The sequence below is a fragment of the Streptomyces vietnamensis genome (assembly GCF_000830005.1).
GTDB classification, from domain to species: domain Bacteria; phylum Actinomycetota; class Actinomycetes; order Streptomycetales; family Streptomycetaceae; genus Streptomyces; species Streptomyces vietnamensis.
In genome coordinates this window covers 3465493-3478971 of the sequence record NZ_CP010407.1, presented here as the reverse complement: position 1 = coordinate 3478971, position 13479 = coordinate 3465493, and the positions used below count along the sequence as shown (strand labels likewise).

Sequence of the window (13479 nt, the reverse complement as noted above, 5' to 3'; positions counted from 1 at the left end):
CGCACCCTTCCTTTCTTCGTACACCTAAATGTGCGCGGTCAGGGTCTCACCCCACCCCAGGGTTGAGAACCCCTAGGGGCCTCTCCCCCATGCGGCCCAGGGGCCGTTCGTACCGGCGGATGAGGAGAACTGCCGTTCCCGCTTCTTAACTTGAACTTACAAACCCACCCACCGTTCCAAGGAGAGAAACCGTGACTACGGCTGTGACCATCCCCAGGCACGGGGGTACTGGCGAGGGGACGGCCGTGGCCGCGCGGGCGCGCCAGGTCGTCAAGGCGTACGGGTCGGGGGAGACCCGGGTCGTCGCGCTCGACTCCGTCGACGTGGACATCGCCCGCGGGCGGTTCACCGCGATCATGGGGCCCTCGGGTTCCGGCAAGTCGACCCTGATGCACTGCCTCGCCGGGCTCGACACCGTCAGCAGCGGGCAGATCTTCCTCGACGAGACCGAGATCACCGGTCTCAAGGACAAGAAGCTCACCCAACTGCGCCGGGACCGGATCGGGTTCATCTTCCAGGCGTTCAACCTGCTGCCCACCCTGAACGCCCTCGAGAACATCACGCTGCCGATGGACATCGCCGGGCGGAAGCCCGACGCGGAGTGGCTGCGGCGGGTCGTCGACACCGTCGGGCTCTCCGAGCGCCTCAAGCACCGGCCGAACGAGCTCTCCGGCGGCCAGCAGCAGCGCGTCGCCGTGGCCCGCGCGCTCGCCGCCCGGCCCGAGATCATCTTCGGCGACGAGCCGACCGGAAACCTCGACTCGCGGGCCGGAGCGGAGGTCCTCGGCTTCCTCCGTACGTCCGTGGACGAGCTGGGGCAGACGATCGTCATGGTGACCCACGACCCCGTCGCAGCCTCCTACGCGGACCGGGTGCTCTACCTCGCCGACGGGCGGATCGTGGACGAGATGGAGCGGCCCACCGCCGACGCCGTACTCGACCGCATGAAGGACTTCGACGCGCGCGGGCGGACCTCATGACCGTCCTCAAGACCTCGCTGCGCAACTTCTTCGCGCACAAGGGCCGGATGGCGCTCTCCGCCGTCGCCGTCCTCCTCTCCGTCGCCTTCGTCAGTGGGACGCTCGTCTTCACCGACACGATGAACACGACGTTCGACAAGCTCTTCGCGTCGACCGCCTCCGACGTCACCGTCAGCCCGAAGGCCGCCGGCGGCAACGACGACATCCCGCAGAACGGCCGCCCCGAGTCCCTGCCCGCCTCGCTCGTCGAGCGGATCAGGAAGGTCGAGGGCGTCAAGGACGCGCAGGGCTCGGTCGCTTCGACGAGCGTCACCGTCGTCGACGCGAAGAACAAGAACGTCGGCCCGACCGGCGGCGCCCCGACGATCGCCGTCAACTGGACGCCCAACGAGCTGCGTTCGGTGGAGATCGCCTCCGGCCACGAGCCGCGCGGCCCCACCGAGGTCGTCGTCGACGGCGCCACCGCCGAGAAGCACGGCCTGAAGCTCGGCGACGAGCTGCGGACCATCGCCGTCACCGGCGACTTCACCGCGAAGATCGTCGGCACCGTCGAGTTCAAGGTCACCAACCCCGGCGCCACGGTCGTCTACTTCGACACCGCCACCGCTCAGCGTGAACTCCTCGGGAAGACCGGGCTGTTCACCCAGGTCTCCGTCGACGCGAAGGACGGGGTCTCCGACGACGCGCTCAAGGCTGACGTCGCCGCCGCCCTCGGAGGCGGCTACAAGCTGCAGACCGCCGCCGAGGTCGCCGACGCGGGCCGCGCGAGCATGGCCGGCTTCCTCGACGTCATGAAGTACGCGATGCTCGGCTTCGCCGGGATCGCCTTCCTCGTCGGCATCTTCCTCATCGTCAACACCTTCTCCATGCTGGTCGCCCAGCGCACCCGCGAGATCGGCCTCATGCGGGCCGTCGGATCGAGCCGCAAGCAGGTCAACCGGTCCGTCCTCGTCGAGGCGTTCCTGCTCGGTGTCGTCGGCTCCGTCGCCGGTGTCGCCGCCGGCGTCGGCCTCGCCGTCGGGCTCATGAAGCTCATGGCCTCCATGGGCATGGAGCTCTCCACCCGCGACCTCACCGTCGCCTGGACGACCCCGGCCGTCGGCCTCGCCCTCGGCATCGTCGTCACCGTCCTCGCCGCGTACATCCCCGCCCGCCGGGCCGGGAAGGTCTCCCCGATGGCCGCCCTCCGCGACGCGGGCACCCCGGCGGACGGGAAGGCGGGCAGGGTACGGGGCCTGATCGGGCTCGTCCTCACCGCCGCCGGGGCGGCCGCCCTGGTCGTCGCCGCCCGCGCCGACGAGGCCGGACCCGGCTCCCTCTGGCTCGGCCTCGGCGTCGTCCTCACCCTCCTCGGCTTCGTCGTCGTCGGCCCGCTCCTCGCGGGCGGCGTCGTCCGCGCCCTCGGCGTCGTCGTCCTGCGGATCTTCGGGCCCGTCGGCCGGATGGCCGAGCGCAACGCGCTGCGCAACCCGCGCCGCACCGGCGCCACCGCCGCCGCCCTGATGATCGGCCTCGCGCTCGTCGCCGGCCTCTCCGTGGTCGGCTCCTCGATGGTCGCCTCGGCCACCGAGGAACTGGACCGCTCCGTCGGCGCCGACTTCATCGTGCGGTCCGGTACGGGGCAGCCGATCGTGCCGCAGGCGCAGGCCGCCGTGGCGAAGACCCCCGGCCTGGACCACGTCACCGCGTACAAGTGGGTCGACGCGAAGGTCACCGACCCGCGCGGCAAGGTCTCCACGGCCGACCTGGCCGCCACCGACCCGACGTACGTGAAGGACCTGCGCCGCGAGGTCACCGCCGGCACCCTCACCGACGCGTACGGCGAGGACGCCATGTCCGTCGGCAGCGACTACGCCACCGAGCACCGCGTGAAGGTCGGCGACGTCCTGACCGTCGCCTTCAAGGGCGGCGACACGGTGAAGCTGAAGGTCGCGGCGATCACGGCGGACACCGGCCAGGTCGACAAGGGCGCGATGTACACCGCCGTCTCCACCGTCACCCGCCACCTGCCCGCCGACCGGGTGCCGGGCAGCCTCCTCGTCCTGGCCAGCGCCAAGGACGGCCAGGAGACCGCCGCGTACGAGGCCCTCAAGGACGCCCTCGCGCCGTACCCGCAGTACAAGGTCAGCAACCAGGCCGACTACAAGGAGGAGCTGCAGAACCAGGTCGGGCAGCTGCTCAACATCGTGTACGGGCTCCTCGCCCTGGCGATCATCGTCGCGGTCCTCGGCGTCGTGAACACCCTCGCCCTCTCGGTGGTCGAACGGACCCGCGAGATCGGCCTCATGCGGGCCATCGGCCTCTCCCGCCGGCAGCTGCGCCGCATGATCCGCCTGGAGTCGGTGGTCATCGCCCTCTTCGGCGCCCTCCTCGGCCTGGGCCTGGGGATGGGCTGGGGCACGGCCGCGCAGAAGCTCCTGGCCCTGGAGGGGCTCGGTGTCCTGGAGATCCCCTGGCCGACGATCGTGACCGTCTTCATCGGCTCGGCCTTCGTGGGGCTCTTCGCGGCGCTGGTCCCGGCGTTCCGGGCGGGCCGGATGAACGTCCTGAACGCGATCGCGAGCGAGTAGCCGCGCCGCGGGACGGCGACGGGGGGTGCGGGCCCCGGTGGACTCTGCCAGGTCCACCGGGGCCCGCACGGCTGCTCAGGAGGTTCGGACGGTGGGTGGGAGCTCGGACGGGTGGGAGCTCCGGCGGGCGGGAGCTCGGACGGGTGAGAGCTCAGACGGGTGGGAGCTTCATTCGTCCACTCCGAAGGCCTCGTCGAAGGCCTCGGGGGGATCGTCGAAGTCGTCGGCGGCGGTGCTGCGGCCCTTGGGGGATCCGTGGTCCCCCCGGTGGGCCCTGCCGACCAGGGGGACCACCTTCGCGACCGGCTCGCCGGACTTGCTGATGATCACCTCCTCGCCGGTGGCGACCGCATCCAGGATCTTGGAGAAGTGGGTCTTCGCCTCGTGGACGTTGTACTGCCGGGCTGCTTCCATAGCGGCCTCTCACAGTGGGGAGGGCTCACCGCTGGGTGTGCGCGGGTGGACGAGGTACTGGACTTAAAGCGTAGTCCCGGGCGGCCCCTTTCCTTCGGGCGAGTGACAGTGGCACGTCGTAGGCTGGGGTCGCACCGGGCCGTGACGGCCCGGGACCACCCGGCCCGTGAGACGTGTCGGGCTGTTCGCGTTGCCCGCCCCCGTACACCGAACCCGGGATGGAAGCTCCATGAGTCTGCACGGCCTGCTCGATGTCGTCGTCAAGGACGCCGCCCTCGCCGAGGCGGTGAAGGCCGCCGCCGACGGGAACCGTCCGCACGTGGACCTGGTCGGGCCGGCGGCCGCGCGGCCGTTCGCCGTGGCCGCGCTGGCCCGGGACTCGGGGCGGCCGGTGCTCGCGGTGACCGCGACCGGCCGGGAGGCCGAGGACCTCGCCGCCGCGCTGCGGTCGCTGCTCGACCCGGACACGGTCGTCGAGTACCCCTCCTGGGAGACCCTGCCGCACGAGCGGCTCTCGCCCCGCTCCGACACCGTCGGCCGCCGCCTCGCCGTGCTCCGGCGACTGGCCCACCCCCGCGACGACGACCCCGCCGCCGGGCCCGTCTCCGTCGTCGTCGCGCCCATCCGTTCCGTACTCCAGCCGCAGGTCAAGGGCCTTGGGGATCTCGAACCCGTGGCGCTGCGGTCCGGACAGACCGCCGACCTCGACGACGTCGTCGAGGGGCTCGCGGCCGCCGCGTACTCCCGGGTCGAGCTCGTCGAGAAGCGCGGCGAGTTCGCCGTGCGCGGCGGCATCCTGGACGTCTTCCCGCCGACCGAGGAGCACCCGCTCCGGATCGAGTTCTGGGGCGACGACGTCGAGGAGATCCGGTACTTCAAGGTCGCCGACCAGCGGTCCCTCGAAGTCGCCGAGCACGGGCTCTGGGCGCCGCCCTGCCGCGAGCTGCTCCTGACCGACGAGGTGCGCGAGCGGGCCGCGGCGCTCGCCGAGGAGCACCCCGAGCTGGGCGAACTCCTCGGCAAGATCGCCGAGGGGATCGCGGTCGAGGGCATGGAGTCCCTCGCGCCGGTCCTCGTCGACGACATGGAGCTGCTGCTCGACGTCCTGCCCAAGGGCTCCATGGCCGTCGTCTGCGACCCCGAGCGGGTACGGACCCGGGCCGCCGACCTCGTCGCCACCAGCCAGGAGTTCCTGCAGGCCTCCTGGGCGGCCACCGCCGGCGGCGGCGAGGCCCCGATCGACGTCGGCGCGGCCTCGCTGTGGGGGATCGCGGACGTACGGGACCGGGCGCGCGAGCTGGGCATGGCCTGGTGGTCGGTGTCGCCGTTCGCGGCGGACGTCGACCAGGGGGCCGACACGCTCACCCTCGGCATGCACGCCCCCGAGTCGTACCGCGGCGACACCGCCCGCGCGCTCGCCGACACCAAGGGCTGGCTGGCCGACGGCTGGCGCACGGTGTACGTGACGGAGGCCCACGGCCCCGCGTCCCGTACGGTCGAGGTCCTCGGCGGCGAGGGCATCGCCGCCCGTCTCGACGCCGACCTCGCCGAGATCTCCCCGGCCGTCGTGCACGTGTCGACCGGCTCCATCGACTACGGCTTCGTCGACCCCGCGCTCAAGCTCGCCGTGCTCACCGAGACCGACCTGTCCGGCCAGAAGGCGGCCGGCAAGGACGGCCAGCGGATGCCGGCCAAGCGCCGCAAGACGATCGACCCGCTGACCCTGGAGGTCGGCGACTACATCGTGCACGAGCAGCACGGCGTCGGCCGGTACATCGAGATGGTGCAGCGGACCGTGCAGGGCGCGACCCGCGAGTACCTCCTCGTCGAGTACGCGCCCGCGAAGCGCGGCCAGCCCGGCGACCGCCTGTACATCCCGACCGACCAGCTGGAGCAGGTCACCAAGTACGTGGGCGGCGAGGCGCCGACCCTGCACCGGCTCGGCGGCGCGGACTGGACGAAGACGAAGCAGCGCGCGAAGAAGGCCGTCAAGGAGATCGCGGCCGACCTGATCAAGCTGTACAGCGCCCGCATGGCGGCTCCCGGCCACGCCTTCGGCCCGGACACGCCGTGGCAGCGGGAGCTGGAGGACGCCTTCCCGTACGCGGAGACGCCCGACCAGCTGTCCACCATCGCCGAGGTGAAGGAGGACATGGAGAAGACGGTCCCCATGGACCGTCTGATCTGCGGCGACGTCGGCTACGGCAAGACGGAGATCGCGGTGCGGGCGGCCTTCAAGGCCGTCCAGGACGGCAAGCAGGTCGCGGTCCTCGTCCCGACGACGCTGCTCGTGCAGCAGCACTTCGGCACGTTCAGCGAGCGGTACTCGCAGTTCCCGGTGAAGGTGCGGGCGCTGTCGCGGTTCCAGACGGACACCGAGTCGAAGGCGACGATGGAGGGGCTGCGGGAGGGCTCGGTCGACGTCGTCATCGGCACCCACCGCCTGTTCTCCTCCGAGACGAAGTTCAAGGACCTGGGTCTGGTCATCGTCGACGAGGAGCAGCGCTTCGGCGTCGAGCACAAGGAGCAGCTGAAGAAGCTCCGGGCGAACGTCGACGTCCTGACGATGTCCGCCACCCCGATTCCGCGCACCCTGGAGATGGCGGTGACGGGCATCCGCGAGATGTCGACGATCACGACCCCGCCGGAGGAGCGGCACCCGGTCCTCACCTTCGTGGGCCCGTACGAGGAGAAGCAGATCGGCGCGGCCATCCGCCGCGAACTCCTGCGCGAGGGCCAGGTCTTCTACATCCACAACCGGGTCGACTCGATCGACCGGGCGGCCGCGCGGCTGCGCGAGATCGTCCCCGAGGCGCGGATCGCGACGGCGCACGGCCAGATGTCGGAGCAGGCCCTGGAGCAGGTCGTCGTCGACTTCTGGGAGAAGAAGTTCGACGTGCTCGTGTCGACGACGATCGTCGAGTCCGGCATCGACATCTCCAACGCCAACACCCTCATCGTCGAGCGCGGCGACAACTTCGGCCTGTCGCAGCTCCACCAGCTGCGCGGCCGTGTCGGCCGTGGGCGCGAGCGGGGCTACGCGTACTTCCTCTACCCGCCGGAGAAGCCGCTCACCGAGACCGCGCACGAGCGGCTCGCGACGATCGCCCAGCACACCGAGATGGGCGCCGGCATGTACGTCGCCATGAAGGACCTGGAGATCCGCGGCGCGGGCAACCTGCTCGGCGGCGAGCAGTCCGGTCACATCGCGGGCGTCGGCTTCGACCTGTACGTACGGATGGTCGGCGAGGCCGTCGCCGACTACCGGGCGCAGATGGAGGGCGGTGTCGAGGAGGAGGCCCCGCTGGAGGTGAAGATCGAGCTGCCGGTCGACGCCCACATGCCGCACGACTACGCGCCGGGGGAGCGGCTGCGGCTCCAGGCCTACCGCTCGATCGCCTCCGCGAACTCGGAGGAGGACATCAGGGCCGTGCGCGAGGAGCTCACCGACCGGTACGGCAAGCTGCCCGAGCCGGTCGAGAACCTGCTCCTGGTCGCGGGCCTGCGGATGCTGGCGCGCGCGTGCGGGGTCGGCGAGATCGTCCTCCAGGGCTCCAACATCCGCTTCGCGCCGGTGGAGTTGCGCGAGTCGCAGGAGCTGAGGCTGAAGCGCCTCCACCCGAAGTCCGTCATCAAGCCGGCCGTCCACCAGATCCTGGTGCCGCGCCCGACGACGGGGAAGATCGGCGGGAAGCCGGTGGTCGGCCGTGAACTCCTCGCGTGGACGGGCGAGTTCCTGACGACGATCCTCGGGGGCTGAGGTCGCGGGGCGGCACCCCTGGGTTTTGGGTGGTGCCGCCCCACGGCTCCTACAACTCGTCGAGGTCCAGGGCCTCGGCCATCGCGCGGTAGCCCGCGTCGCCCGGGTGGAGGTGGTCGCCGGAGTCGTACGCGGGGAGGATGCGGTCCGGGTCGGCCGGGTCGGCGACGGCGCGGTCGAAGTCGACGACCTCGTCGTACGCGCCGGACGTGCGCACCCACGTGTTGAACGCCTCGCGCTTGGCCTCGTTCTCGGGGGTGAAGTAGAAGGAGCCCTTGATCGGGGTCAGCGTCGCGCCGATCACCTTGATGCCGCGGGCGTGCGCCTGGCGGATCAGGGTGCGGTGACCCTCGATGAGGCGCTCGACGGAGACCTCGGGGGTCGGGCCGCCGGGGAACGCGGGGCCGCTGCCGCCGATGTCGTTGATGCCTTCGAGGAGGATGACGGTCCCGACGCCCTGCTCCGTGAGCACGTCCTGCTTGAAGCGGGCGATGCCCTTCTCGCCGGCCCAGGTCACGTCGTTGGTGACCTGGTTGCCGCCGATGCCGTGGTTGAGGACGGCCCGCGGGGAGCCGGCCGCGGCGAGGCGCTCGGCGAGCTCGTCGGGGTAGCGGTTGTCGGCGTTCGGGGTGGCGCCCACGCCGTCGGTGATGGAGTCGCCGAAGGTGACGATGCCGTCGCGGCGGGCGGAGTGCGGGCCGCCGGAGACCTCGACGCCGGAGAGGTAGTACCAGGACGAGTCGGTCTCGGTGAACGCCGTACCGGCCACGTCGGCGCGGTGGTCGCCGGCAGCCCGGTAGCTGGTGGCGCCGGCGAAGTGGTGGAAGGTGGCGGGGCCGGTCGGGCCCGCCAGGTAGAGGGTGACGGTGACCGACTCCAGGGCGCCGGTGCGGAACGGCACGCCGTCGCTCAGCAGGGTTCCGCCGGCCGGGATCGTGACGGAGCCGCGCCCGCCGAAGGTGAGCGCGCGGACCGAACCGGGCCGCACGGCGCCGGCCTCGGCGGTGCGGGCGACGGTCGCTCCGGTGATCCTCAGCGGGGTGTTGCCGTAACGGTTCGTCAGCTCGATGCGGGCCCGGGTGCCGCCGGTGGTGACCCGCACGGTCTGGCGGACGGTCTGGTCGTCGAAGCCGGCCGTGGACCAGTTGGGGGCGAAGGGCGCGGTCGCCGCCTGCGGGGACGCGGCCCAGGCGCCGTGCCAGCCGGTGTCGCCGCCGCGCACCGGTGCGGCCGTGGCGCCGGTGGTGGGGAGCGCGGTGAGGGTGGTCGCGGCGAGCAGGGCGATGCCTGCGCGCCGGAGGGTGCTGGTGGTCTTCATGTGTTCTCCCCGTTGTCGTGTGCGGTGGCTTCTCCTGTGCGCACGACCAGGGACAAGTCTTGATCGACTCTGGCTATTCCCCTGCTCCGTCGCCGAGTTGAGCGGAACTGAGCAGTCCGGTCAGTCCGCGGAACACCTCGCCCGGGTCTCGGCCGCCGAGCGGCGCGTCGAGGTTGTGGGTGAGCAGCAGGGTCGCGAAGCCGTGGGCCAGGGACCAGGCGGCGACGCCGGTGTCGCGGGGGGCGTCGGTGCCGGCGGGGAGCGCGGTGACGCCCGCGCGGAGCTCGGCGGCGGCCCGCTCCTTCGCGGCGAGCAGCTCCGGGTCGTCGGCGCGGTGTAGGTCGGGCTGGAACATGACCTGGAAGTGCGCCGGGTGCGCGACGGCGAACCGGACGTACCGCACCCCGCGTTCGCGTAGCTCGGGGGTGTCGGCGAGGGTCGCGGCGAGGAGCTCGTACCCCTCGGTGGCGATGGCCGTGAGCAGGCCCGTGCGGTCCTTGAAGTGGTGGGCGGGGGCGGCGTGCGAGACGCCCGCGCGGCGGGCGAGGTCGCGCAGGCTCAGCCCCCCGGGGCCCTCGGCGGCGATCACGTCGAGCGCGGCGGCGAGGATCGCCTGCCGCAGGTCGCCGTGGTGGTAGGTGCTCCGGCTCGTGGTCATGGCAGCAGCCTAGCCGCCATCTAGTCATTGACAAGTTCCCGCGCCGGGGTGCAATCTTGTCACTGACAAGATGTGAATGAGGCCGGGAGGACACCGTGGACACCGCTCGCGTACGTCAGATGTGGCACCTGCTCGAACCCCTGCACTCCGTGCTCTACTACGCCCCCGAGGCCTTCGACGAGGCCGCCGCCCTCGGCTACGAGACCGCCGACCGCTGGCCCTCCTACTTCGCGTGGCGCGCCGCCGCCCTCGGCCCCGTCGGACCGGTCCGGGTCGCCTCCGCCTTCTACGGCTTCAGCCCCGAGAAGGTCGCCCGGCACGTCCCCGCCGCCTGGGAGGTCGCCACCCCCGCCGACGTGCTCGCCGCCCGGCTCCGCGCCGTCGACCGGATCTACCGGCGCCTCCTCGGCGACGAGACGCTCGGCAGCCCGGAGCTCGCCGAGGCGGCCGACCTCGCCCGCCGCGCCGCCGGGTCGGCCGGCCTCGAAGGCCGCCCGCTCGCCGCCGCCCACGCCGAGCTGCCCTGGCCCGAGGCCCCGCACCTCGTCCTCTGGCAGGCGGCGACGATCCTGCGCGAGCACCGGGGCGACGGCCACATCGCCGCCCTGATCGCCGCAGGCCTCGACCCGGCCGAGTCGCTCGTCTCCTTCGCGGCCGTCGGCGCCGCACCGGAACCGGTCTTCGAGAGCAGGGGCTGGAGCGAGGACGCATGGGCCGCCGCCCGCGAACGCCTGACGGCCCGGGGCCTCCTGGCTACAGACGGCGCCGCCACGGCCGAGGGCCACGCCCTGCGCGCGGAGGTGGAGCGCCGCACGGACGAACTGGCCGCCGGTCCCTGGACCGCCCTCGGCCCGGAGGCCACCACCCGCCTCGCCGACCTCCTCGGCGGCCCCTGGCTCACCATCATCGGCTCGGGCCTGCTGCCCTCCGAGAACACGCTCGGCATCGGCAAGATCTGACGCCGCCTCGATCCCGGGCCCTTCGATCCGTCCATCCCGGGCCCTTCGGTCCGTCCGATTCGGGACCAAAGATCCGAAGGGTCCGGTGTGTCGCGGCCTAGGATCCCAGGGTGCTGACACGTCGAACGCTCCTGCCCGCGGCCCTCGCCGTCACCACCGTCCTCATGGCCGGCGCCTGCTCGTCGGGCGGAACGGGCGGGACGCCCGCCGCGCCGGGTACGGCGCTCGCCGCCGTGGACACGCTCACCGTCAAGGGCCGGGCCCCGAAGACCGGCTACGCGCGGGAGAAGTTCGGCCGCTCCTGGGTGGACGTCGACAAGAACGGCTGCGGGACCCGCGACGACATCCTCAAGCGCGACCTGACCGGCGTCCGGTTCACGGACGGTCACTGCAAGGTCGCCTCCGGCACGCTCACCGACGACCCGTACACCGGCACCACCGTCCGCTACGTCAGGGGCCGCTCCCAGGTCGACATCGACCATGTCGTCGCGCTCTCCGACGCCTGGCAGAAGGGGGCGCAGAAGTGGGACGGCGAGACCCGGCGCCGCTTCGCCAACGACCCGCTCAACCTCCTCGCCGTCGACGCCGCCACCAACCGCCGCAAGTCCGACGGCGACGCCGCGACCTGGCTGCCGCCGAACAGCGCCTACCGCTGCACGTACGTGGCCCGGCAGATCGCGGTGAAGAAGAAGTACGGGGTGTGGGTGACGGCGGGGGAGCGGGACGCGATGAAGCGGGTCCTCCACACCTGCCCGCAGCAGAAGCTGCCGTAGTACCCGGCGGAAAAACGTTTGAGCGGTCGGGTGAACGATCTTTAACCTGCCCGCATGGACCTGAACGTCACCACCCTCGCCGAACGACCCGAGCTCGAAGGGGCGATGTGGTCCATGAAGGACCTGTGGCCCGAGTTCATGATGTACGACCCGGTCGGCTGGGCCAACATGGGCCGGATCGTCCGGGAGTTCCCGGAATACGTGCTCGTCGCCACCGACGCCGAGAACGCGGTCGTCGCCCGTGGCTTCAGCGTGCCCTTCGCGCTCGACGTCGACGGTCGGCGCGCGCTGCCCGCCCGCGGCTGGGACGAGGTCCTCAACTGGGCCTTCTCCGACCTGCGGCACGGCCGGGAGACCGACACCGTGAGCGCGATCGAGATCACCGTCCACCTCGACCACCTCGGCAAGGGCATCTCGCACACGATGCTCGCCGCCATGCGGGAGAACGCCGGCAAGCGCGGCTTCGCCGAGTTGGTCGCCCCGGTCCGGCCCAACGGCAAGCACCTGGAGGCCGAGGCCTCCATCCACGAGTACGCCTTCCGCACCCGTGAGGCCGACGGCCTGCCGCACGACCCGTGGCTCCGCGTCCACGTGCGCGCGGGCGGCGTGATCGAGGCGGTCGCCCCGGCCTCGATGACGGTCTCCGGCTCTCTCGAGCAGTGGCGGGAGTGGACCGGCCTGCCCTTCGACACGGACGGCCCGGTCGAGGTGAAGGGCGCCCTGGTCCCGGTGCACTGCGAGGCCACGCGCGGCTACGCGGTCTACGTCGAGCCCAACGTGTGGGTCCGGCACCGCATCGTCTGACGGTGCCGTCGGGGACCCCGGGGGTGATCTTCCCGGGGGGAGATGTACCGTACGGCGTTCCCTGCAGTACGCGCGTGCGAAGTCCGCGTGCGCACATCCGTGAGAGGTCCCCGATCGTGAACCAGGCCGTTTCCTTGGAGAAGGGCGCGGAACCTCCGCGCCGAACCGGGTTGCCGGTCCTGTGGGTCCGGACGGTGCTCGCCGCCGTGCCGCTGCTGAGCCTCGGGGTCCTCGGTCTCGTGCCCTCGCTGGTCCTCGCCCTGCGCCGGGGGACGCGCGGCGACTGGCTGGCCGTGCTGCTGTTCACGGCGGTCTCCGTCGGGTGGTGCTTCCAGATCGCCCTGACCCCGGTGGAGACCCACGGCGCCCCGTACCTCCTCGACGTGGTCCTGCTCGCGACCTCCACCGTGGGCGCGGCGGTGCACTGCCTCACCGCGAAGGACGCGAAGGACGCCAAGGGGGCCTCTCGATGAAGACCCGTCGTACCTGGCGCCTCGCCGAGCGCGAAGCGGCCAAGAAGGAGGCGGCCGAGTCCGGCCTCGACGTCCGCGGCGTGCTCGCCGCGACGGCGGGGGCCCTGCGCGGCCGGGCCGGCTGGGCCCTGGGGTCCGTCCTGGTCATCGCCCTCGGTCTCCTCGGCGTCCGGCTGTTCGCGGGCGGGGACGACTCGGGCACCCCGCCCGACACCCGGGCCCGCTCCTACAAGGACTACGACGCCTGTCTGCTCACCGACGACAAGGGCATCGTGACGGGCGCGCCGGCGGCCCCGGTCTGGGAGGGGATGCAGGCCGCGTCCCTGGACAAGCGGATCCGGGTGACGTTCGTGCCGGTGACGGGGGAGCAGTCGGTGGCGAACGCCCGCCCGTTCCTCAACGGCCTGGTGCAGCGGGACTGCGAGATCGTCGTCGCCTCGGGTGCGCCGCAGGCGAAGGCCGCCGAGGCGGCGGCGGCGAAGCATCCGGAGGTCCGGTTCGTGACGGTCGGCGCGGGCGACGGTCCCGCCCGCGACAACCTGACCCGGGTGGCGCCCGGGGCGTCCCTGAAGGACGACGTCACGGCGACGGTGAAGCGGCTCGCGGCCGACGGCTGAGCGACGCCGAATCAGGCGGAATCGGACAAGCGCGGAAGGGTTCCTTCCGTTCAGCAAAGCAAGAGTAAAAACCGGGACCCTGCATGGAGCTGGTGACCGGTCATGAGGCAGTCTCGCGAGGCTTTGTAAGTAGCGCGTAAGTAAAGGCTGACC

At 72.0% G+C, this 13479-nt stretch carries 11 protein-coding genes; 8 read left to right on the top strand and 3 right to left on the bottom strand.

What is annotated here, in order from left to right; all coding sequences use genetic code 11:
* Positions 1 to 191: 191 nt before the first annotated feature.
* Positions 192 to 980: an ABC transporter ATP-binding protein gene (locus SVTN_RS15330; protein ID WP_041129607.1), complete on the top strand. Its 789-nt coding sequence runs from the start codon at positions 192 to 194 to the stop codon at positions 978 to 980.
* Positions 977 to 3550: an ABC transporter permease gene (locus SVTN_RS15325; protein WP_041129606.1), complete on the top strand. Its 2574-nt coding sequence runs from the start codon at positions 977 to 979 to the stop codon at positions 3548 to 3550. The genes SVTN_RS15330 and SVTN_RS15325 overlap by 4 nt, the downstream gene beginning before the upstream one ends.
* 168 nt (positions 3551 to 3718) lie before the next feature.
* On the opposite strand, the gene SVTN_RS15320 is transcribed toward SVTN_RS15325, so the two are convergent.
* Entirely contained in the window at positions 3719 to 3964 is a 246-nt protein-coding gene (locus tag SVTN_RS15320) for a type II toxin-antitoxin system Phd/YefM family antitoxin (protein WP_041129605.1), read from the bottom strand.
* A 229-nt stretch (positions 3965 to 4193) separates the two neighbouring features.
* On the opposite strand from SVTN_RS15320, the gene mfd reads away from it, so the two are divergent.
* Positions 4194 to 7724, top strand: coding sequence for a transcription-repair coupling factor (gene mfd / locus SVTN_RS15315; protein ID WP_041129604.1), 3531 nt, complete (start codon positions 4194 to 4196; stop codon positions 7722 to 7724).
* A 49-nt stretch (positions 7725 to 7773) separates the two neighbouring features.
* On the opposite strand, the gene SVTN_RS15310 is transcribed toward mfd, so the two are convergent.
* On the bottom strand, positions 7774 to 9042 hold the full coding sequence (locus SVTN_RS15310; RefSeq protein ID WP_041129603.1) for an SGNH/GDSL hydrolase family protein: 1269 nt from the start codon (positions 9040 to 9042) through the stop codon (positions 7774 to 7776).
* A 73-nt stretch (positions 9043 to 9115) separates the two neighbouring features.
* Positions 9116 to 9700, bottom strand: a complete 585-nt coding sequence (locus SVTN_RS15305; RefSeq protein WP_041129602.1) for a TetR/AcrR family transcriptional regulator — start codon at positions 9698 to 9700, stop codon at positions 9116 to 9118.
* A 119-nt stretch (positions 9701 to 9819) separates the two neighbouring features.
* Between SVTN_RS15305 and SVTN_RS15300 the strand changes: the two genes are divergently transcribed.
* From SVTN_RS15300 to SVTN_RS15280, 5 genes are all read left to right on the top strand, one after another.
* Positions 9820 to 10659, top strand: coding sequence for an SCO6745 family protein (locus tag SVTN_RS15300; RefSeq protein WP_052499123.1), 840 nt, complete (start codon positions 9820 to 9822; stop codon positions 10657 to 10659).
* Between the two features lie 164 nt (positions 10660 to 10823).
* The gene (locus tag SVTN_RS15295) at positions 10824 to 11432 is read left to right on the top strand and encodes an HNH endonuclease family protein (RefSeq protein ID WP_174518327.1); all 609 of its coding nucleotides are present in this window, start codon (positions 10824 to 10826) and stop codon (positions 11430 to 11432) included.
* A gap of 54 nt (positions 11433 to 11486) precedes the next feature.
* Entirely contained in the window at positions 11487 to 12236 is a 750-nt protein-coding gene (locus tag SVTN_RS15290; RefSeq protein WP_041129600.1) for a hypothetical protein, read from the top strand.
* A 116-nt stretch (positions 12237 to 12352) separates the two neighbouring features.
* Positions 12353 to 12709: a hypothetical protein gene (locus SVTN_RS15285; protein WP_159026455.1), complete on the top strand. Its 357-nt coding sequence runs from the start codon at positions 12353 to 12355 to the stop codon at positions 12707 to 12709.
* A complete protein-coding gene (locus tag SVTN_RS15280; protein ID WP_041129599.1) occupies positions 12706 to 13326 on the top strand; it encodes a type 1 periplasmic-binding domain-containing protein in 621 nt (206 codons plus the stop codon). Before SVTN_RS15285 ends, SVTN_RS15280 begins: the two co-directional genes overlap by 4 nt.
* Positions 13327 to 13479: the final 153 nt, after the last annotated feature.